The 22,030-nt window shown below is 35.7% G+C and carries 16 protein-coding genes and 1 tRNA gene; 4 read left to right on the top strand and 13 right to left on the bottom strand.

All coding sequences use genetic code 11. The annotated features are described in order from the left end of the window. Positions 1–193: 193 nt before the first annotated feature. A tRNA-Ser gene (locus tag ES724_RS13965) sits at positions 194–278 on the bottom strand. Between the two features lie 260 nt (positions 279–538). Between ES724_RS13965 and ES724_RS13960 the strand changes: the two genes are divergently transcribed. Next, positions 539–1,561, top strand: coding sequence for a M28 family metallopeptidase (locus ES724_RS13960; protein WP_146933918.1), 1,023 nt, complete (start codon positions 539–541; stop codon positions 1,559–1,561). 200 nt (positions 1,562–1,761) lie between these two features. Here the strand turns inward: ES724_RS13960 and ES724_RS13955 are convergent, their stop codons facing one another. Both ES724_RS13955 and bshC read right to left on the bottom strand, forming a co-directional pair. Continuing rightward, positions 1,762–3,138, bottom strand: a complete 1,377-nt coding sequence (locus ES724_RS13955) for a pyridoxal phosphate-dependent decarboxylase family protein (protein ID WP_146933924.1) — start codon at positions 3,136–3,138, stop codon at positions 1,762–1,764. Between the two features lies 1 nt (position 3,139). Further along, entirely contained in the window at positions 3,140–4,756 is a 1,617-nt protein-coding gene (bshC, locus tag ES724_RS13950) for a bacillithiol biosynthesis cysteine-adding enzyme BshC (RefSeq protein WP_146933916.1), read from the bottom strand. A gap of 115 nt (positions 4,757–4,871) precedes the next feature. On the opposite strand from bshC, the gene ES724_RS13945 reads away from it, so the two are divergent. From ES724_RS13945 to ES724_RS13935, 3 genes are all read left to right on the top strand, one after another. Then, positions 4,872–7,373: a M14 family metallopeptidase gene (locus ES724_RS13945; protein ID WP_146933914.1), complete on the top strand. Its 2,502-nt coding sequence runs from the start codon at positions 4,872–4,874 to the stop codon at positions 7,371–7,373. 358 nt (positions 7,374–7,731) lie between these two features. Further along, a complete protein-coding gene (locus ES724_RS13940) occupies positions 7,732–10,548 on the top strand; it encodes a M16 family metallopeptidase (RefSeq protein WP_146933912.1) in 2,817 nt (938 codons plus the stop codon). Beyond that, positions 10,538–11,569, top strand: a complete 1,032-nt coding sequence (locus ES724_RS13935; protein ID WP_146933910.1) for a type 2 periplasmic-binding domain-containing protein — start codon at positions 10,538–10,540, stop codon at positions 11,567–11,569. The genes ES724_RS13940 and ES724_RS13935 overlap by 11 nt, the downstream gene beginning before the upstream one ends. A 179-nt stretch (positions 11,570–11,748) precedes the next feature. Here the strand turns inward: ES724_RS13935 and phoU are convergent, their stop codons facing one another. The 10 genes from phoU to ftsY form a co-directional block, all read right to left on the bottom strand. Next, on the bottom strand, positions 11,749–12,432 hold the full coding sequence (phoU, locus tag ES724_RS13930; RefSeq protein WP_146933908.1) for a phosphate signaling complex protein PhoU: 684 nt from the start codon (positions 12,430–12,432) through the stop codon (positions 11,749–11,751). A gap of 12 nt (positions 12,433–12,444) precedes the next feature. After that, positions 12,445–13,245 (bottom strand): phosphate ABC transporter ATP-binding protein PstB, encoded by an 801-nt coding sequence (gene pstB, locus ES724_RS13925; RefSeq protein ID WP_146933906.1) that lies wholly within the window; start codon positions 13,243–13,245, stop codon positions 12,445–12,447. A gap of 15 nt (positions 13,246–13,260) precedes the next feature. Then, a complete protein-coding gene (gene pstA, locus ES724_RS13920; protein ID WP_146933904.1) occupies positions 13,261–14,115 on the bottom strand; it encodes a phosphate ABC transporter permease PstA in 855 nt (284 codons plus the stop codon). Continuing rightward, complete coding sequence (gene pstC / locus ES724_RS13915; protein ID WP_146933902.1) at positions 14,108–14,986, bottom strand: phosphate ABC transporter permease subunit PstC; 879 nt, start codon at positions 14,984–14,986, stop codon at positions 14,108–14,110. The genes pstA and pstC overlap by 8 nt, the downstream gene beginning before the upstream one ends. A gap of 181 nt (positions 14,987–15,167) precedes the next feature. Next, a complete protein-coding gene (locus ES724_RS13910) occupies positions 15,168–16,109 on the bottom strand; it encodes a PstS family phosphate ABC transporter substrate-binding protein (protein ID WP_146933900.1) in 942 nt (313 codons plus the stop codon). A 13-nt stretch (positions 16,110–16,122) separates the two neighbouring features. Beyond that, entirely contained in the window at positions 16,123–17,325 is a 1,203-nt protein-coding gene (locus ES724_RS13905; protein WP_170249903.1) for a porin, read from the bottom strand. 268 nt (positions 17,326–17,593) lie between these two features. Continuing rightward, positions 17,594–18,946, bottom strand: coding sequence for a 30S ribosomal protein S12 methylthiotransferase RimO (rimO, locus tag ES724_RS13900; protein ID WP_026839295.1), 1,353 nt, complete (start codon positions 18,944–18,946; stop codon positions 17,594–17,596). A gap of 112 nt (positions 18,947–19,058) precedes the next feature. After that, on the bottom strand, positions 19,059–19,340 hold the full coding sequence (locus ES724_RS13895; RefSeq protein ID WP_146933898.1) for a hypothetical protein: 282 nt from the start codon (positions 19,338–19,340) through the stop codon (positions 19,059–19,061). 1 nt (position 19,341) lies between these two features. Further along, the gene (locus ES724_RS13890; protein ID WP_146933897.1) at positions 19,342–20,976 is read right to left on the bottom strand and encodes an amidase family protein; all 1,635 of its coding nucleotides are present in this window, start codon (positions 20,974–20,976) and stop codon (positions 19,342–19,344) included. A gap of 55 nt (positions 20,977–21,031) precedes the next feature. Further along, complete coding sequence (gene ftsY / locus ES724_RS13885) at positions 21,032–21,988, bottom strand: signal recognition particle-docking protein FtsY (protein ID WP_146933895.1); 957 nt, start codon at positions 21,986–21,988, stop codon at positions 21,032–21,034. Positions 21,989–22,030 lie beyond the last annotated feature (42 nt).

Below are 22,030 nucleotides of genomic sequence, written 5' to 3'. Positions count from 1 at the left end.
CATTCAACGCAAAAATTAAAGCTTTTAGGGCGCAGTTTAGAGGGGTTAGAAACATAGATTTCTTCCTCTATAGACTTACAACAATTTTTGCATAATCTCAAAATCCCACAACTTTTGGACTTGATCCCTGAAAAAGCTTGGGCGTTTTTTTTAAAACAAAAAACCCGCAACTTTCGTTGCGGGTTTCCTTTTGCGGAGAATGAGGGATTCGAACCCCCGGAGGTGTAACCCTCAACAGTTTTCAAGACTGCCGCATTCGACCACTCTGCCAATTCTCCAGTGTGTCTCATCAAGTATTCCTTGATTGCGGGTGCAAATATAATGAGCTTTTTTTGAAAAATTAAAAAATACCGAAGCTTTTTTTGATTTTTTTTGATTTCAATAATCATAAGACATCAAACAAGCTAAACATCAATCAAATAGTGATCTCAATCAAAATGAACCACATCACAGGAATTAAGATATATTTATAGCTCCTAATCTGTAAAATCCTAGTAAATCTCTTATATTGCCGCACTTATTAAATTATTATACCCTTATGAAAAAAGTACTTTTTAGCGCCCTTACTGTAGTTCTAGTTAGTTGTGGTGCTCATCAATCTAAACAGATTGAAGATATTAACCCTATGGATTATGCAGAGAGCATAACTTCTAAAGAATTAAAGGAGCATTTATATATTTTTGCAGGTGACGATTTTGAAGGTCGTGAAACTGGAGAGCCAGGTCAAAAGAAAGCTGCAGAATACCTTAAAAAAGAATACAAATCTTTAGAAATAATTTCTCCAATTGGTGGAGACGATTATTATCAAGAAGTTCCTTCTTCTATGTTTAGAGGAGATGTAAAAGATTCTGAAAATGTATTAGCTTACATTCCTGGAAGTGAAATGCCAAATGAAATTTTAGTGATCTCTTCTCATTATGACCATGTGGGAATGGATGATGAAGGGAATGTTTTTAACGGAGCAGATGATGATGGTTCTGGAACCGTTGCAATCTTAGAAATTGCAGAAGCCTTTACAAAAGCCAGAAAAGATGGATTCACCCCAAAGCGTTCTATTTTATTCTTGAATGTAACTGGTGAAGAAAAAGGACTTATAGGATCTAAGTATTATACAGACAATCCTGTTTTTGCTCTTTCTCAAACTGTTGCTAATCTTAATATCGACATGATTGGTAGAACAGATGAGGCTCACAAAAAGAACGACAACTACGTGTATCTTATAGGTAGTGACAAGTTAAGCACAGAACTTCATGAATTAAGTGAAGCAGTAAATGCCAAGTACACCAAATTAGACTTGGATTATACTTATAACGATGAGAACGATCCCAACCGTTTTTATTACAGAAGTGATCATTACAACTTCGCTAAAAACGATATTCCAATTATCTTCTATTTCAATGGTGTTCATGCCGATTATCATAAAATGACAGATACTCCAGATAAAATTAGATACGATCTTTTAGAAAAACGTGCTCGTTTAGTATTCTTAACAGCATGGGAAATTGCCAATAGAGCAGAACGTCCTGCAGTAGATAAAGGAGCAGAAACTTCTTCTAAGTAATTTTTACTGAATTCAACTAAAAAAGCCTGAAAGTTATCTTTCAGGCTTTTTTTTGTTTCTTGTCATCCTGACGCAGGAAGGATCTCAACGAAGCAAGATTTTAGTTTATAAGAGATTCCTCCTAAGTCGGAATGACAATCAAGTGAGCTTGTCACCCTGAGCCTGTAAAAAGGTCATTTTATTCAGATAAAAATTAAATTCTACCTCATCGTATCCAAAATCAAATCTATATCCGCTTCTGTAGTATCCGGATTTATAAAGCAAAATCTGGAAATGGTTTCATCCTCCCCATTTGTTTTCCATTTAGTTGGAGTTACCAAAGCAATTCCTTCTCTATGGTTCTTATAGGTCCAATCTCGGTATTGATTTGGATTCCAGCCTATTCTTCTATATAGCACCACAGATAAACTCGCAGGCCTAACCAATTCCAAATAATCTCTCTCCTTGATTTTATTTGCAGCAATCTTAGCAAGTTCAATTCCGCGTTCTATAGAATCTCTGTATTTTTCAGTTCCATGCATCGCTAAGGAAAACCATAATGGCATTCCCCGTAATCTTCTGGTTAGCTGAATTTGATAATCTGCTGGATTGAATCCGTGCGCACCATCATCTTTAAAGATCTCCAGATAAGAACCTTTTTGTGAATGTGCATTCTTAGCTAATTCCATATCCCTATAAATCACCGCCCCACAATCATAAGGTGAAAAAAGCCATTTATGAGGATCTATAGTAATGCTATCTGCTTTCTCAATTCCATTGAATAAATGTCTTACCGATGGAGCAGCTAAAGCACCCCCGCCATAAGCACAATCTACATGAAACCAAACGTTTTCTTTTTCACAAACATCAGCGATAGTGTCCAATTGATCAATTATTCCTGCATTTGTTGTTCCACCGGTAGCAACAACTGCAAATAGTCTTTCCCGATCTTCTTTGCTTAAATTAGCTATAGTTTTGCTTAATTCAGCGCCGGTAAGATTTTCTCCATTGCATAAAACCATTTCCAGGTCTGCATCCATCACCTTTGCCATTGCCTGAATAGAACTATGTGCACCATCAGACGTCAATAAAAGCCCTTTTACAGCTTTATGCTTTTCATCTCTACTTCTCCAACCTTCCCTTGCAGCAACTAATGCCGATAAATTTGCGGCTGTACCTCCACTGGTAAAAACCCCAAATGCATCTTTAGGCAAGCCTGTTAAGGAAACCAACCACTTCATCGCCTGATTTTCACAAAAAATTCCACCTGCACCTTCCATCCAATAAGCACCATGAATACTGGAAGCAGAGGTTACCAGATCGAACATAATTGCTGCTCTGGTTGGCGCTGCAGGCACAAAAGCCAAGTGTCTTGGGTGATCTATAGGCACCGTTGCCTTTACTAAAACGTCCTTAAAAAGCTTAAAAGCTGTTTCTCCTCCAATACCATTTGGAGTGATGGTTTCGCCAACCATTGCAAACAACTCTTCTTCCTTTTTTGGAGCACCCAATTCCGGAGTTACATTCGATATACGGTCTATGGTGTATTTCATCACGTCTAGCGTCATTTCCACCAAATCCATATCTATGCTGTGCATTTTATTTTTCTCCAAAAGTCAGTATTTTAAATTTTAATTTTAAGGGGTCTAAATTCTCAATTAATGTAGGAATTAAAACTTGTCCAAATTCCAGATACATTTCAGAAAAATTAGTTTGCCGTTCTTGTAATCTCTTATTCGGAAAAAGCTCGTTTTGCAGTGCTGCAATTCTTGAAACCTCATCCTTCAGTTTTCTTTTTTGTGCCAGAAGCAATCTATTTTCCAGATGCTCCAAGCCTTTCAATTGTTTTACTTCTTGAGCTTTTACAGCACCTAGAAATGTAGGATCAGTTTTTTCTGCCAATTCATATAGTTGCTGAAATTGCTTTACCAGATGTTCCTTCTGCGGAGAAAAATCGATATCTATATTGGATATTTTCCTCACTTTTCTATTGATAAGTTCGTGCTGCTTCAGAAATAATTCTGATTGAGAAATATCTAATTTACCGCGTTTTTTATTTTGTTTGCTTGTTTCTATCAAGGCTGAATTCCGAAGTAATAAAATTGGAAAAGGCACCTTTAATTCTTCAAACATTTCCTTTAGTTCAAACCAATATGCCAACTCTCCTCCTCCACCTATATAGCAAAGATTGGGTAAGATCACTTCTTGATAAAGTGGCCGAAGCATCACATTGGGACTAAAGCGTTCTGGGAAATCTTGAATTTCCTTTTGCATTTCGTCTTTACTCCAAGAAATTTCTGTTCCGTTTACATAGAATGAGCCTTCCTTCTCTATAATTCGCTCACGCAAACCATCATTTAAATAAAACAAGTTGATCTCCCTCGGGTTCACCTGTATTCCATAATCAAGTTGCTCCAGCTTTTCTGCTACAGAAATCGTAGTAGTATGGGACACCTTTTCAAATAACTCCTTTTCTACATACGGGATAAATTCAGCCTTTAATTCTTTATTTTGAGCATCAAGAATTACCAGTCCGTATTCTTTAAAAAGTTGATGTGCGAGATAGCGTGTTGCATCGGTTAAATTCGAATGCTCTAAATAAGCCGACTTAAATAAATCTTTAAGATCTTCGGCATTCTTCCCTCCTCCTATTTCTGCTGAAAAAAGATTAAAAACTTCTTCTAAGCCTTCTGTATTTAAATCTCCAACCGCATCTTCTCCAGCTTGTTTTTGTTGGCTGTTCCACTTGAATTTTTTACCATTCAAAATGAAATAATTTATCTCCTCAAAATCATGATCTTCTGTAGCCATCCAATACACAGGCACAAAATCATTTTTAGGGTATTCTTTTTTTAATGCTGAAGCTAAATTTATAGTAGAAACAATTTTATATAAAAAATACAGTGGGCCGGTAAAGAGATTTAATTGATGCCCTGTGGTAACTGTAAAAGTATTTTCGTTTGATAGCGCTTTTATATTGGCTGAAACCTCTTCTCCTTTTTCAATTTCGGAATATTGTTGCTCCAAAACTCTCACCAACAACTCGCGCTTATCAGCTGAAAAAAGCTCTTTTTTATCCTTAATCTGAGCCTCAAAATTCTCTATACTTGGAAATCTATGATAGAACCCCTTTAGCTCCTCTTTTTGGTCCAGATAATCTGAAATAAGACTAGAGTAATAATTTGTTTCACGATAGGAAAGACAGTCTGCAGGCATAAATAAATTTTAAGCGGTAAAGATATCGAAGATAAGTATTTTACACCCTAAATTATAGTTAATTCCGGCCTGTATGCTATCTTTACTACTCAAATTTCAATATTCGCTTATCTACATGAAAAAATCGATCTTATTCCTCCTCCTCAATTGTTTAATTACTTCTACCTTAATCTCACAAAATCTTCAATCTCCTGAACAGTTTCTAGGTTACGAAATTGGAACTCAATTTACACGACACGCAGATGTGGTGAATTATTTTGAGCATGTTGCAGAAAATTCCAATTTAGTTGAATATAGTACTTACGGAAAAACCAATGAGAATAGGCAACTTACGTATGCGACAATTTCTTCAGAAGAAAATTTAAAGAATATTGATGAAATTAGAAAGAATCATCTAAGCAATGCAGGAGTAAACACCAATAACTCCGGAAATCAAGCAGATAAAGCAATTGTATGGTTAAGCTATAATGTCCATGGAAATGAAGCTTCCAGTACTGAAGCTGCTATGCAAACCTTGTATGAATTGGTAACCAATAAAAAAGAATGGCTTAAAAATACGGTGGTAATTATGGATCCTTGTATTAATCCTGATGGGAGAGACCGTTATGCCAACTGGTACAATCAGGTAAAAGCAACTCCTTATAATGCGTCTCCTTTGGCGGCAGAGCACCATGAACCTTGGCCTGGAGGAAGACCAAATCATTATCTTTTTGATCTTAATAGAGATTGGGCTTGGGCTACACAGATAGAGACTAAAGCCAGATTAAAAATATATAACAAGTGGCTACCTCATATTCATGTAGATTTTCATGAGCAAAGCATCAACGATCCATATTATTTTGCTCCGGCAGCAGAGCCTTTTCATGAAATAATCACTCCATTTCAACGCGATTTCCAAGCTGAAATAGGTAAAAATCATGCAAAATATTTCGATGAAAAGGGTTGGCTTTATTTCACCAAAGAACGATTCGATCTTTTATATCCCAGTTATGGAGATACCTACCCAACTTATATGGGCTCAATTGGAATGACTTACGAGCAAGCAGGTGGCGGACAAGCAGGGCTTGGAATTCAAACTACTGAAGGTTACGAGTTAACTCTTGTAGACCGTGTAGCGCACCATTTTACTACAGGATTATCTACCGTAGAGATCGCTTCGGAAAATGTTGAAAAATTAAATTCTGAATTCAATAAGTTCTTTCAAAATGATCAGTTATCCTATAAAAGTTATGCGTTAAATGGTAGCCCAGATAAAATTGAAGCTTTAAAATCCCTGCTCGATCTTCATGAAATAAAATATGGCTCAACCAATTCAGGAAAAATAAAAGGTTTTAATTACTCTCAGAATAAGCAAGCAGATTTTAATACCAACGAGAATACTTTGGTTATAAATACCAATCAGCCAAAAGGAAAAATGGTTAAAGTATTATTCGAGCCTAACACCAAGTTAAGTGACTCCTTGACTTACGACATTACTGCCTGGAGTTTACCCTACGCCTACGGACTTGAAGCAGTAGCGAGTAATAAATTATTAAACAGTACTCAAGCTGCTTCGACCACTTCTATAGTTAATACTACTTCTAATGCAAGCGGTTATATCTCCAAATGGGATAGCATGGAGGACGCACGTTTTCTGGCAGCTTTACTGAAAGAAGGAATTAAGCTAAGATATAGTACGCTGGAGTTTGAAAATGAGGGTCAGATATTCAATCCTGGAAGTCTTATAATTACTAAAAGTGATAATAGAACTCTTAAAGACTTCAATACTAAAGTAATCCAAATCGCCAATGAGCATGGACGACAACTTACGGCAGCTACCTCCGGTTTTTCTAAAAGCGGACCTGATTTTGGTTCTTCAGAAATAAAAATAATTAACCAACCAAGAGTAGGTGTGCTTAGGGGAGAGGGAGTTTCCTCGTTAAACTTTGGTGAGATTTGGCACTTTTTTGAAAAAGATCTACACTACCCTATCACCCCAATTGATACCGACTATTTTAAGAATATAGATTTTTCTCTTATCGATGTATTAGTGATGCCTTCAGGAGGGTATAATAGTCTATTGAATGAGGAGGCTTTAAAAAATCTTAAATCCTGGATTAAGGAGGGTGGAAAAGTTATTGCAATTGGAGATGCAGTCGGTAGTTTCTCCGGTAAGGAAGGCTTCAACTTAAAAGAGAATAAACCTGAAACTAAAAAAGATACTACTGCAACCGCAAATCTAATTCCTTATGCTACTCGGGAACGAGAAAGTATTAAAGACCTAATAACAGGGAGTATTATAAAAACTACTTTAGACAAAACACACCCAATGGCATTTGGATACGGAGATTCTTATTTCAGTTTAAAATTAAGCAGTGATAGTTACAGCTATTTATCTGAAGGATATAATATCGCTTATTTGGAGGATTCTCCAGAGGTTGTCTCTGGTTTTGCAGGAAGCGAAGCCACAAAAAATATGAAGAATTCCATGATCTTCGGGGAGGAACAAATAGGTAATGGAAGCATTATTTATATGGTAGATAATCCTTTGTTTAGAGCTTTCTGGGAGAACGGAAAATTGTTTTTTGTGAATGCAGTGTTCTTTGTAAACAATGATACTTATAGATTAAAAATTTAATTGATTGTCCGTAAAGTATCACAAAAGGATAAATGACGTCATTCTTTCCCGACGCTTCCGGAGTTTCAGAATCTCGATGAATAATAAATAAATACAATAAATTTAGACCCTAAAATAAATTACAATTGACGTATTTTCTAAGTTGCCTCAGAATAAGAGACCCTGAAACCATTCCGATAGCTCTCGGAACAGGGTGACGATACTATTTTAACTGCCGTCATGCTGAACTCGTTTCAGCATCTCTCATACGTCGATATCCTACGCTAGATAATTTTTTTTATCACAGGTCTCAAGGTGACAAAATACTTTTACAACATAAAAAGGATAAGAAAATTAAAATAAACTTAGAAATAAAAATATGAAGACTACTTTTTCAGCACTATTACTCCTTTTCTTAGCGATTCCTATTTCAATAATAGCTCAAGAAAAAGGGACCGGAATCAATGTGGATTTTGAGACTTTTACTTTACAAAATGGCTTGCGAGTGATCCTGCATCAAGACAAGTCAGATCCTGTGGTTGCTGTAGCACTTACCAGCCATGTTGGTTCTGCACGGGAACTAGAAGGCAGAACAGGCTTTGCGCACCTTTTTGAGCACCTATTATTTTTAGAATCTGAAAACCTTGGGAAAGGCGGACTCGATAAAATGAGCGCACGTATTGGTGGCTCTGGCGCTAATGGATCTACAAGCAGGGACAGAACGAACTATTTCCAGACTGTTCCCAGCGATGCGCTTGAAAAAATGATCTGGGCAGAAGCAGATAAATTAGGCTATTTTATCAACACGGTGACTGAACCAGTATTAGCTAAGGAAAAGCAAGTAGTGAAAAATGAAAAAAGACAAGGAGTAGATAATAGACCTTACGGCCATACTTTTGCAGTAATAGACCAAAACCTTTATCCCAAAGATCATCCTTATCACTGGCAAGTGATTGGCTCTCTAGAAGATTTGCAAAATGCAACCTTACAGGATGTAAAAGATTTTTATAATAAATGGTATGTTCCAAATAATGTAACCTTAACTATTGCAGGGAACTTTGATAAGGAGCAAGCCAAAGAATGGGTTCATAAATATTTTGATGAGATTCCTGCAGGAACCGATATCGCTAGACAAGAAAAAAGACCGGCTAATTTAAAAGAGACCAAAAGTCTTTATTATGAAGATAATTTTGCAAATCTTCCCGAACTAACTCTTACCTGGCCTTCTCAATATTCGTATCATGAGGATTCTTATGCTCTTGAGATCTTATCTAAATATCTGGCAGATGGCAAAAATGCGCCTCTTTATAAAAAGTTGGTAGTAGAAAAAGAGCTTACAGATAGGGTGAATATGTTCGATTATACCTCTGAACTTGCTGGACAATTAATGCTTCAGGTAAGAGCCTATGACGGAAAAGATCTGGATGAAGTTCAAAAGGCTATCGATGAAACTTTTAAAGAGTTCGAGAAGAATGGGATTTCAGAAAAAGATCTAAAAAGAATTAAAGCCGGACAAGAAACAGATTTTTATAATAGTATTTCCAGTGTTTTAGGGAAAGGTTTTCAATTGGCACAATATCAGATCTTCGCAAATGATCCCAATGAGATCAATAAAAATGTGGAGAAGATCTTAAAGGTTTCTGCAGAAGATGTTAAACGGGTGTATAATAAATATATTAAAGGGAAGCCATATGTTGCTACCAGTTTTGTGCCGAAAGGGCAGAAAGAGCTCGCTTTAGAGAATGCAATACCAGCAACAGTTGTTGAAGAGAAGATCGTTGAAGGAGCCGAAGAAGAATTTGATTCCACTAGTAATATTTCCTATGAAAAAACACCGAGTAGTTTTGATAGAAGTACCGAACCTCCTTACTGGGGAAATCCGGAAATTGTAGTTCCTGAAATATGGAAATTCAATTTACCATCTGGCTTGAGCGTTTCAGGAATTACTTCTAGAGAAGTACCAATTGTTCAATTCAGTTTAGAAATGGAAGGCGGGTTGTTGTTGGAAAAACCAAATAAGACCGGGGTTTCTAACTTATTGGCTAAGTTACTAACCAAAGGAACAGCAAATAAGACTCCGCAAGAGTTGGAAGAAGCTATAGAATTACTAGGCTCTAATATCTACGTAAATGCAGAGGATGAAAAAATCGTTCTTTCCGGAAGCAGCTTGACTCGCAATTTTGAGGAAACAATGAAACTAGTAGAAGAAATTCTATTGGAACCAAGATGGGATGAAGCCGAATTTAAATTAGCAAAACAGCAAGTTCTTAGTCAGTTACAACAGCAGCAGGCAAATCCTAACAGTATAGCTGAAATAGAATTTAAAAAACTGATCTATGGTAAAGATCATATCCTTTCCAAGAATATTTTAGGAACTTCAAAATCTGTGGAGGCGATTGCCTTAGAAGATCTTAAAGCCTATTATAAAAACAATCTCTCTCCAATGAGAGCTAAATATATGGCTGTGGGAGATCTAGACCAAAAAATGGCTAAGGAGTCTTTAAAAGCTATTTCAGCGAATTGGAAACCTGTTACTGTAAAGATCCCTGAATTTTCTGAGCCAAAAGCCCCGGAAGCATCAAAAGTTTATTTTTATAATGTACCGGGAGCAAAGCAGTCTATTATTAAAATTGGAACTCCAGCCTTAAAAGCTACAGATGAGGATTTCTATAAAGCAGAAGTGATGAATTATCGTCTTGGGGGAGGAAGTTTTGCCTCACAGCTCACACAGGAATTACGAGAAGGAAAAGGCTACACCTACGGAATTCGTTCCAGATTTAATGGCGGAAATATAAAAGGTCCTTTTGAGATCTCCAGCGGTGTTCGCACAAACATCACTTATGAGGCTGTAGATTTGATAAAGGATATCTTAATTAATTATCCGGTAAGCCTGGAACCAGATGACTTAGATATCACTCAGAGTTTTATGATTAAAAGCAATGCTAGAAAATTTGAAACTCTAGGAGCAAAACTAAATATGCTAAGTGATATTGCAAACTTTAATTATAAGGACGATTTTATAAAACAACAAGAAGTTATTGTAAAAGGGATGAGTTTGGAAGACTTAAAATCATTAGCCGGGGAATATGTAAACCCTTTTAAAATGTATTATCTTATTGTGGGCGATGCTGAAACACAATTAGAAAAATTAGAAAAACTTGAATTTGGGAAACCAATTCTTTTGAATGAAAAATAATCGAAATTCATTTTTAAATGCAACGGTTGGGATTTTAAAACTTCCTTCAGTTGCATTTTTTTTCTATAAAAATGCAAAGAAGCAAAAACGCTTTATAAAACAAAATCTCCTACCACTTCTTAGCTCTTTTGAGGAGACCAATGATGGAAGTATCTCTAAAGCCGATCTTAAAAAGATCACTAACTATTATGCTTTAGGAGTTCCCGGCTTTTTAGGTGCAGCATTCGGCACGCTGCGAGGCAAAACATTATTAGATCCCGAAAGGTATACAATGACCTATCTAGGAGGGATCTCTGGTCTTTTAGATGATCTATTTGATGATCCTATAAAAGAATGGAGTCATTTGGAAAAATTTATTTTGACTCCAGACTCCTTGATACCTAAAAATAGTTTTGAAGCATTAGGACTTCAACTATACCAAAAAGGACTTAATAAAGCTTCAAAGCCTGAAAAATTGAAGCAAAAAGCTTTCGAAGTATTTCAAACGGAAAAGGAAAGTATCTTTCAACAGGGAAAAGAAATTTCAGAAGATAAAATCAAAGAGCTTACTTTTTTGAAGGGAGGAAATTCATTTTTATTTTATAGGCTTTGTATGAAACATCCTTTAGATGCTGCTGAAGAAAAGTTGATTTATCAGGCAGGCGGATTAATGCAAATGGGTAATGACATTTTTGATGTTTGGGAAGATGTACAGCAAGAAATTCAAACTTTAGCCACTTGTGCGCAAGATATCCATAAGCTAAGAACAGCTTTTATAGAAGAGTTAAATTTTGTAGTGGTTTATGCCCATGCAACTACTTATCCCAAAAATAATATAAAGCAATTCATTAATTTTATACTCTTAGGAATCTCCAGAGTCTTAGTTTGTTTGGATCAATTTGAAGAATTGCAAGATTCAGAAACTTCAACTTTTCAACCCGAAAAATATTCTAGAAAACAATTGATATGCGATATGGAACTGATCAAAAATAAAAAAGCAGCCACCAAGCATTACTTAGGGCTGCATTCTAAGTATTTATAAACATTTATTTGATTCTCCGCTTTTTTGTCAAATATCACTTTTAACAAGCTGCATTTCAGTTTTTTGTCATGCTGAAATTGATTCAGCATCCCAGTAAGTCGGAAGAAGACCCTGAAACAAGTTCAGGGTGACGAGATAGTCAAGTGCCTTACTGAATCTTAAAAGATTTATTCAAACTTTTATTTACTTGGCTTAGATGGGCCTTTTTTCTTTCTATGCTTCAATACTTCAGCTTCAAGATAAAAAATAATCTCTTCACCAATATTAGTGATCAGATCTCCTACCCTTTCAATTTTCTTTATCACAGAAAAAAGCAATAAATATTGATCTATCAACTTTGGATCTTTTTGAACCTCTTCAGAAATAACGCTAAAAGAGTTTAGGTTGATCTTATTGAGGATCTTATCCTTTTTAAACACTTTCCTAGCCTTTTTAGCATTTCCTGATTGGTAGGCATCCCTGATATCATCTAGCATAGATAAGGCTGCCTTGTACATTTCTTCAAATTCCAACTTATCCAATACTTCCTTATTAACAGGAGTATCTAACTCAACTATATAACTGGAAATTCCATAAGCGTGATCCCCGATACGCTCCAGATCAAAATTGATCTTTCTTAAGGCCAAAACAAAACGTAAATCGCTGGCTACAGGATTATGCAATGCGATAAAACGCTCGCATTCCCTATCTAACTTAAGGTCCATTCCATTCACTCTATTCTCTGTATGCAAAACTTCTTCTGCCAGATCGCTATCGTGATTAAGAAAAGCTTCTTTAGATTTTATAAATTGTTTTCTAACAAGTTGGAACATTTCCAACCCGGACTGATTCAAAATTTCTCTGTGATCTTCTAAATTCAACATAATTTTTTAAGTTTATCCGAATCTTCCTGTGATGTAATTTTCGGTTTGTTGCTTTTCAGGATTGGTGAAAATTTTATTGGTCTTATCATATTCTATAAGTTCCCCTAAATAGAAAAATGCTGTGTTATCACTAATCCTACTCGCTTGTTGCATGTTATGCGTAACAATTACAATGGTGTACTTATCTTTTAATTTATAGATAAGCTCTTCAATTTTTGCTGTAGAGATAGGGTCTAAAGCAGAAGTTGGCTCATCCATTAAAATGATTGAAGGCTCTACCGCCAGTGTTCTGGCTATACATAAACGTTGCTGTTGACCACCTGAGAGTGCCAAAGCATTTTTGTTGAGATCGTCTTTTACCTCATCCCAAAGAGCGACCCTTTTTAAAGAACTTTCCACGCGTTCTTCTAGGAATTTCTTATCCTTTAAACCTTGTATCTTTAGTCCGTAAGCAACATTTTCATAGATAGATTTTGGAAACGGGTTAGGTTTCTGAAACACCATTCCTACTTGCTTTCTAAGCAATTCCACATTTATATCCTTATCGTTGATGTTTTTATCGTCTATATTGATTTCACCATCCATTTTGAAACCATCCACATAATCGTTCATTCTATTGAACAATCTTAAAAAAGTAGATTTCCCGCAACCCGAAGGACCAATAAAAGCAGTTACTTTATTGGGTTTTATGTCCATGCTGATTCCTTTGATAGCCATAAAATCATCGTACCACACCTTAACATCTTTCGCTTGTAATTTATACTTGCGTTTAATGCTACTTTCTATCACGCTTTCCTTTTTCTCTTTACTCATAATATAACACTTCTGTTATTTAAATTTTTTCTGCCATTTATTTCTGAAATAAACCGCGATCCCGTTCATTACAAAGGTAATCAACAATAATATTATAATAGCTGCAGCCGCATTTTCTACAAACCCATGTTGCGGACGCGTAATCCAGTTAAATATTTGAATTGGCAATACCGAGAATTCATCCATTGGGGATGATGGTGCAAATGGCACATATGCCAAGGCTCCAATTACAATTAATGGTGCAGTCTCCCCTACCGCTCTGGACAAGGCCAATATAATTCCCGTTAAAATTCCTCCAAATGAAGCCGGTAATAATTGATGATATACCGTTTGCCATTTAGAAGCTCCCATTGCAAAAGAAGCATCTCTAATAGATTTTGGAACTGCTTTTATAGCTTCTCTGGTAGATACAATTACAATAGGCAAAATTAATAAGGCCAAGGTAAAACTCCCTGCCAAAACACTGGCTCCCATTTCCATAATCCTCACAAAAACTTCCAAACCTAACAATCCGTATATAATGGAAGGTACTCCCGCAAGGTTAGAAATATTTACCTCTAAAATTGTAGCCAGTTTATTCTTTTTAGAATACTCCTCCAGATAGATTGCTGCTGCGATCCCAACAGGTAGCGCAATTAAAGTAGTTAATAACAATACCCAAATACTACCCATTAAAGCAGTATAAATTCCTGATTCTTCAGCATGCCTAGATGGGAGGTTCGTTACAAACTCCCAATCTATTCTCATAACTCCATCTACAAATATATTTCCTATAAAAATGGCAAGCAGTACAAGCCCCAATAGTGTACAGAAAATTCCCCATATTTTGAAAGCCTGATCCTTCAGCCTGTTCTTTCTAATATTATTCATATTTCTCCTGGAATTTTTTACGAATTCTATAACTAATAGTGTTCAACAAGAAAGTGAACACAAATAAGGTAATTCCTGCTGCAAAAATGGTCTTATACTCTAAAGAATCATGTTGTACATCTCCCAAACTCACTTGAACAATATATGCGGTAATTGTTTCTACAGGTACTGTAGGATCAAATGTCAATCTTGGTTGTTGCCCAGCTGCAATAGCAACAATCATAGTTTCCCCAATTGCTCTGGATATAGCTAATATTATAGACACTATAATTCCAGATGAAGCTGCAGGCACCATAACCTTAAAAGAATTTTGTAATCTTGTAGAACCCATTCCATAGGCTGCTTCCCTCAAAGAATTTGGTACTGCATGTAATGCATCCTCACTTAAAGAAGAGATGTATGGAATGATCATAATACCCATTACCAATCCTGCAGATAAGGAGTTAAAACTCGATAATCCCGGAATAAAAGATTGCAAAAATGGAGTTACCACCATTAACGCAAAGAAACCATATACTACTGTTGGTACTGCTGCAAGTAATTCTAATAATGGCTTTATAGTTCTCCTAAAACTTTTGGGAGCATATTCACTAAGATAGATACTTATAGAAAGTCCTACAGGAACTGCAAATGCAATTGCAATAAAAGAAGTTAATAATGTTCCTGAAAGCAGGGATAAAATTCCGAAATGTTTATTAGTAAATAATGGCGTCCATTCCGGGTCTGTTAGAAAATCTATTATAGAAACTTCACTAAAAAAGCTAAAAGCTTCTATAGAGAGTACTAAAATAATTCCAATTGTAACGGCAATAGTAATAAGAGCACTAAATAGCAAGGCTCTTTCTATTACTAATTCCTTTATTTTTCGCATCTATAAAATTATATAATAAATAAAGAGGTCTCTATTAAAGTTCTGAATTCTTGTAAGTAAAGAAATAGAAATATATCCATACAATATTAGAAACTGAAACCCGACCAATATTTGGTCAGGTTAATTCAGCTTTTAGGAACTTTAAGTCTTCTTAGAAATAATTCTTTATTTTCAGATTAATTTATTTATTATCCGCCACAAACTTATTGAATTTTTCCATTTGTGCAGCATATTCTTCTTTTGTCATTGCAATATACCCTACATCTTTAGCTAAAGCTCCAGCTTCTTCTAAATAAAATCTTACGAATTCCACAACGTCAGGATTGTTAAGAGAAGAACTGTTTACATAAATATATAAGGGTCTGGATAATGGAGTATAAGTTCCATTCTTTACAGTTTCAGTAGAAGGTTTAACCGGACCATTTCCGCCATCTACAGAAGCTAAGGCTAATTTATCTGAATTAGCCTCGTAATAAGCCAATCCAAAAAATCCTAATCCGTATTTATCACCTGCAACTCCTTGTACCAATACATTATCGTCTTCACTGGCAGTAAAATCACCTCTACTAGATCCACTTTTTCCAACGATAGCTTCAGTAAAATAATCGAAAGTTCCAGAAGCAACACCAGGTCCGAATAAATGAATTTCTTCATTTGGCCAAGCTGGGTTTATTTGGTTCCATTTTTTTATTTTCCCTTGTGCTGCCGGCTCCCAGATCTTTTTCAACTCTTCTACTGTAAAAGAAGTAGCCCAATCATTTTCAGGATTAATTACAACTGCAAGTCCGTCGTAAGCGACTTCCAATTCTACATAATTGATATTGTTTTCTTTAGCGACGGCAGCTTCTTCAGCTTTAATTGGTCTTGAAGCATCTGAAATATTGATCTCTCCTCTTCCAAATTTTTGGAAACCTCCTCCAGTTCCAGAAACTCCAATAGTAACATCTACTTCAGGTTTTACTGCTCTAAATTCTTCAGCAACAGCTTCAGTAATAGGATACACCGTACTAGATCCATCTATAGATATCGTTCCAGACTCTCCTCCTTTTTTATCCTGACCTTTATTATTTCCGCAAGAAATAACAGCGAAAGATAAAATTGCAATTAATAATACTTTTTTCATGGTTTAGTTATTTTTAAAAATGAATGTCTATTTGTAATCTATATGATAAGCTATTGTCTGCATTGTCCTCGTAATCGTTCCAACTTACATCTGTTTGAACTTTTAATTTATGACCCACAATATATTTTGAAAGTCCTAAAGTATACTGATTCTCTACCCCTTCTCCGGTTAAAGCTTCATCTAAGGTAACCTGCGTGTATCTAGTTACAATTTCATAATTGTTCTTAAATAAATAACCTGCCTGTGCGTTAACACCATCTCCTACTTCTACCACTCTTCCTGTTGGAGTACCATCAGAATTTAAAGCAACTGGAATATCTGCGGTTCTTTTAGCATATTCGGCCATTGCAGAGAATCCTTGATATTTAAAAATTCCATCTACAAAGAACGTGTTTATATCGGTTTCAAAAAAACCGGTATCTGTGGTCATATAGCTTCCACTATTAGATCTTGTTCTTACCGCATTAACATTATGATCGTAACTTACACCCAAGGCCAATTTAGGAGTTTCTTCCCTATCAAGATCTGCTCCGGAATAATCATCGAAATCTCCAAAAGGAAGTATTTCTACTCGTCCTGTATATTGAAATCCACCAAGGTTTTCTGAAGTTACATTTCTACCTTCACCCTGAGAAATTGCCAATGCTTCTCTCACAATAACATTTTCACCAAAATTAGTAAAATGGTGTAATTGGAATCCCATATCCCGATCTACGTTAAATTCGCTGTTCACTAAGGAACGATCTACCGTTTGTAAGTTTGCTGAAGAAATAACTCGCTCTCTGTTCCCGGGAAGTTTAGTTTGCCCAGCCCATAATTCAAAATTCTCATAGAAGTTCCACTTTAAAACAGCATCTAGAATATATCTTGGTGCATTGCTAGTAAATTCTGAAGCCCCGCTAATATCTCTGTTAGATAATCCTAACTCTATTTTATAAGTTACTTTTGGAGAATAAGCAAAACCTTCAAATTTTAATCGTGCTCTTCTAATTGAAAATTGGCTTACTCCATTTTCTAAATTATCGTTGTTTGCAAAATCCCAGCTTCCTGTGTACAAAGATTGAAAGCGCGCTGCAAATTTTAAGCTAAAAGAGCTATCTTTTGCTACAACGTTTACCAAACCTTTACCAAATTTGTTGTTTGTGATATCTTGCGCTTGTGAAAAATAAGAAGTCACCAATCCGAAAACAAGTAACATGGACCATTTTAATTTCATTATCTTTTTGTTTTTGTCGGTGCAAATGTGCGACTCCAATGTTAAGTTAATGTTACTTGGAAGTTACCCTTAAGTCAAAATTAGTTATTTAAAATAAAAGCCGTCCTTTTGGGGACGGCTTTTTCATAAATCGAAGTCGACAAAAACTAAAGATTTTACGAAATTGACTTAATTTCTTAAGACATTCCAAATATCCTTGTTATATCTAAGATATATGTCAACTAAAAATTAAGCAATGATTAAGCTATTGTAACCAAACTTCTATTAATTATGATGTCCTTATCTTTAATTCTTTCCTAACGGGCTTAGAAACATCTGCATTCACCGGAGTTCCGTATAGGTCAAAGTCTGCTGCTTCATTTATCTTAACATCATAGAACTCACCTGTTTTCAGGTAAATCTCTGTAGCATCAATAAGAACTTCATTATCTACATCTGGTGAATCAAATTCGGTTCTACCAATAAAATGATTCCCGTCTTTTCTATCTATGATAACTTTAAAGGTTTGGCCTATTTTCTCCTGATTCAATTCCCAAGAGATTTGAGATTGAATTTCCATGATCTCATTAGCTCGCTGTTGTTTCACTTCTTGTGGCACATCATCTTCTAGATTGTAGGCATGCGTATTTTCTTCATGAGAATAGGTAAAACAACCCAAACGCTCAAAACGCATTTCTTTAACCCACTCTTTTAATTCCTGAAAATGCTCTTCCGTTTCTCCCGGATAACCAACGATCAAAGTCGTTCTGATAGTCATATCTGGAACCTCTTTTCTGAAATCTTTTAGAAGTTTAGTGGTCTTTTCATGAGTTGTTCCACGTCTCATAGATTTTAAAAGATCGTCAGAAATATGTTGCAATGGAATATCTAGATAATTACAGATCTTAGGTTCTCTATTCATCACATCCAACACATCCATTGGGAAACCTGTTGGGAATGCATAATGCAACCTAATCCATTCTATTCCTTCTACCTGCACAAGGTTTTCTAACAACTCTGCAAGATTTCTTTTCTTATAAATATCCAGACCATAATATGTAAGATCTTGCGCGATCAACACCAATTCTTTAACGCCATTAGCCGCTAAACCTTTTGCTTCCTTAACCAATTGTTCTATGGGAGTAGATTTATGTTTTCCACGCATTAGTGGGATTGCACAAAAAGAGCAAGGTCTATCACAACCTTCGGCAATCTTTAAATAGGCGTAATTTTTGGGGGTTGTAGTTAAACGCTCTCCTAAAAGTTCGTGCTTATAGTCAGCTTCTAAAGCCGCTAATAATTCTGGTAATTCTGTGGTTCCAAAATATTGATCTACATCTGGAATTTCCTTCTGAAGATCTGGTTTGTATCTTTCACTCAAACATCCTGTTACAAAAACCTTATCTACTTCTCCTTCTTGCTTTTTTGCAACATATTCCAAAATAGTGTTTACAGATTCTTCCTTGGCATTATCTATAAATCCACAAGTATTAATTACAACAATATTTCCTTCTTCTTCATGCACAACTTCTTTATCGTTTGCAAGAAGCTGCCCCATTAACACCTCACTGTCGTAAACATTCTTACTACAACCAAGTGTCACTACATTAATCTTATTCTTTCTTCTGGACTTTGTTCTCATAACCTAATACCTTTTTGAATTCCCGCCTATTACAAAAATAGTGGTAGCGGAAAACGGCTGCAAAGATACAACCTAAAAATTGATTAAAAGAAGATTAGCGGTTTTCTATATATTAAGTAAAATACTCGTGCAGAGCAACTACCCATTCAGCCTCATAATACCTGATAGCGCTTATCACCAATACTCCTGTTATAACGAAGATCCATGAAAAGCTCTCTTTTTTTATAAGCAAACCTCCAATTATTGCGAAAAGCAAAAAAGGTAAAGCTAAAATTAGATTGGGAAGCACCCAAACATCATCAAAAAGGATGGCAATTAATTTCATTATCACATAAAACACACTGTAGAACACAATGATCTTACTTATAATTGCCTTGAAATTGGTTTTAGGCATCCTAATTTTTATAATTTAAAGGTGAAACTCTTTTGTTTGAGGCTTTTTCATAGGCCAAAGCCCAACTAAATAGAGCTGCTTCTTGGTATGGTCTGGCAATAAATGTTAAGCCTTTTGGAGCCTTATTTTCTGCATATCCCATAGGAACAGTAATAGCTGGATATTTAGCAACCGCAGCATATGCCGCATGGTAATTATTTATGGAGAGAATTCCATCTAAATTATGAGCTTTCATAGGCACCTCAAAAAAGCGTTTCCCATTTGTGATTAACGTATCCTGAATAGCTGCAAATTCTTCAGGAGTAGCAGAATCTGCCACTATTCCATCAAACAATTTCTGCCCATAAGGTGAACGCATTAAAGTATCTGTATTGTTATAAGCAACCACATCCTTCACAGTCTTAAAAGATAAATCCTTATTTCCATATTTTTTGAAATATACAGGAAGATCTCTCTTCATCTCTAAATTAAGGAATCTAGTAAAGTTTGGAAGATCTAGATCCTCTCCTTCAAACTCAACTATTTCAGCACCTGCAGATTTAAGATCATTTATAGCCGCTACATAAAGAGTATCTTCCATCAAAGATTTTAGAGCGCCAAAACGTTTCCCTTTTAGAGAAACTTCAGCTAGATCTTCATAATAATTAGAAGTGTTGTTTTTGTTTTCTACAGAAGCTGGATCTTGTGAATCTCTTCCAGACATCGCAGAAAACAAGATAGCATTGTCTCTTACATTTTTAGTGATAGGCCCAGGAGTATCTAAATAACTGGAAATTGGAATAATTCCCCCTCTGCTTAGTACCCCAATTGTTGGTTTTAAACCCACTAAAGAGTTCTGACTTGCAGGAGATAAAATAGAACCTGCAGTCTCAGATCCTACTGCACCCGCAGCGAAATTTGCCGCAACAGAGACCGCACTTCCGGAACTGGAACCACCTGTATCTAAGATTCTTCTTCCGTAAGGATTTAATGTTTGGCCTCCAACTGCAGAATATCCACTAGGACAATCTCCACAAAAGAAATATGCCCATTCGCTTAGATTGGCTTTCCCTAAGATAAGAGCGCCGTTTTCTTTTAGACGCTTCACTATAAAAGCGTCTTCAGTTATGTTTTTGGTTAAAGCAATAGCACCCGCCGTAGTAGGCATGTTTGCTGTATTGATATTGTCTTTTAGAAGCACTGGAATTCCAAAAATTGGATGCTTCATCATTTTATTTTTAAGCCCTTGGTCTTTAACGCGAGCTTCTTGTAAAACATTCGGATTTAATGAAATAACAGAATTTAGACTCAAGTCATTATTTCTGTCATATTTCTGAATGCGTTTTAAATAAAACAACACTAGTTCCTCGTAGGTAAAAGTGTTTGAAGCTATCGCTTTTTGCAAACTAGGAATATCTTGATCCAAGATAAGTGGCAATAATTGATCATATCTATCTTCAGAAAAAGCTTCTAATTCTTTAATGAATGGAGCCCAGATAGAATCTGATTGGATATATTTTGAATCCAAGACTTTGAATTCTCTAAAATCAGCAACTTTTGTAGTATCCTGAACTGGTTGTACAGAACTTTGTTGTTTTGACTCCTCTTTACAAGCAATAACTAATAATAAGGAGAGGGAGAGTAAAAACTGTTTCATATTATATAAAAAATATTAAAATTCAAGGTTTCTAAGCAGAAAAATATAGAAACTACTATTTTTTGAAGAACGAATCTACAAATTCAAATTTATTGAATACTTGAAGATCTTCCAGTCTTTCCCCAACTCCAATATATTTAACAGGTATTTTAAATTGATCGCTAATTCCAATCACCACACCACCTTTAGCTGTTCCGTCCAATTTAGTTACAGCAAGAGAAGTTACTTCTGTCGCCGCTGTAAACTGTTTAGCCTGTTCAAAAGCGTTCTGCCCTGTAGAGCCATCCAAAACCAACAATACTTCATGAGGTGCGTTAGGAATTACTTTTTGCATTACCCTTTTTACCTTGGTAAGCTCATTCATAAGGTTCACTTTATTATGCAACCTTCCTGCTGTATCTATGATAACCACATCTACATCTTGTTTCACAGCAACTTCTACTGCATCAAAAGCAACAGAAGCGGGATCACTCCCCATTTTTTGTTTTACAATTGGCACTCCGGTTCTATCTGCCCAAACTTGAAGTTGATCTATAGCGGCAGCTCTAAAAGTATCTGCTGCACCTAAAAGCACTTTTTTACCGTCCTTTTTAAATTGATGTGCTAATTTCCCGATAGTAGTAGTTTTTCCTACCCCATTCACACCAACTACCATAATTACATATGGTTTACTGGAATTATCGAAATCAAATCCATTTCCAGAACCTGTTTCTGTTTCAGAAAGCAATCCGGCAATTTCTTCTCTTAATATTTCATTAAGCTCGGCTGTCCCTAAATATTTATCACGCTCTACACGTTCTTCTATTCTCTTAATTATCTTAATCGTGGTTGCAACACCTACATCACTACTTACCAATACATCTTCAAGATCATCTAAAACATCGTCGTCCACAGTAGATTTACCGGCAACGGCTTTACTCATCTTAGAAAGAAAGGTGGTTTTAGATTTCTCTAGTCCTTTATCCAGGGTTTCTTTTTTCTCTTTGGAAAATATTTTTTTAAATAAACTCATTTCTCTTGGATGGTTTTCTTGCTGAAGTCAAACCTAGAATCA

The sequence above is a fragment of the Gillisia hiemivivida genome (genome assembly GCF_007997295.1).
Lineage (GTDB): Bacteria > Bacteroidota > Bacteroidia > Flavobacteriales > Flavobacteriaceae > Gillisia > Gillisia hiemivivida.
Note: the sequence above shows the minus strand (reverse complement) of the source record. Positions and strands in the feature narration are given on the sequence as shown.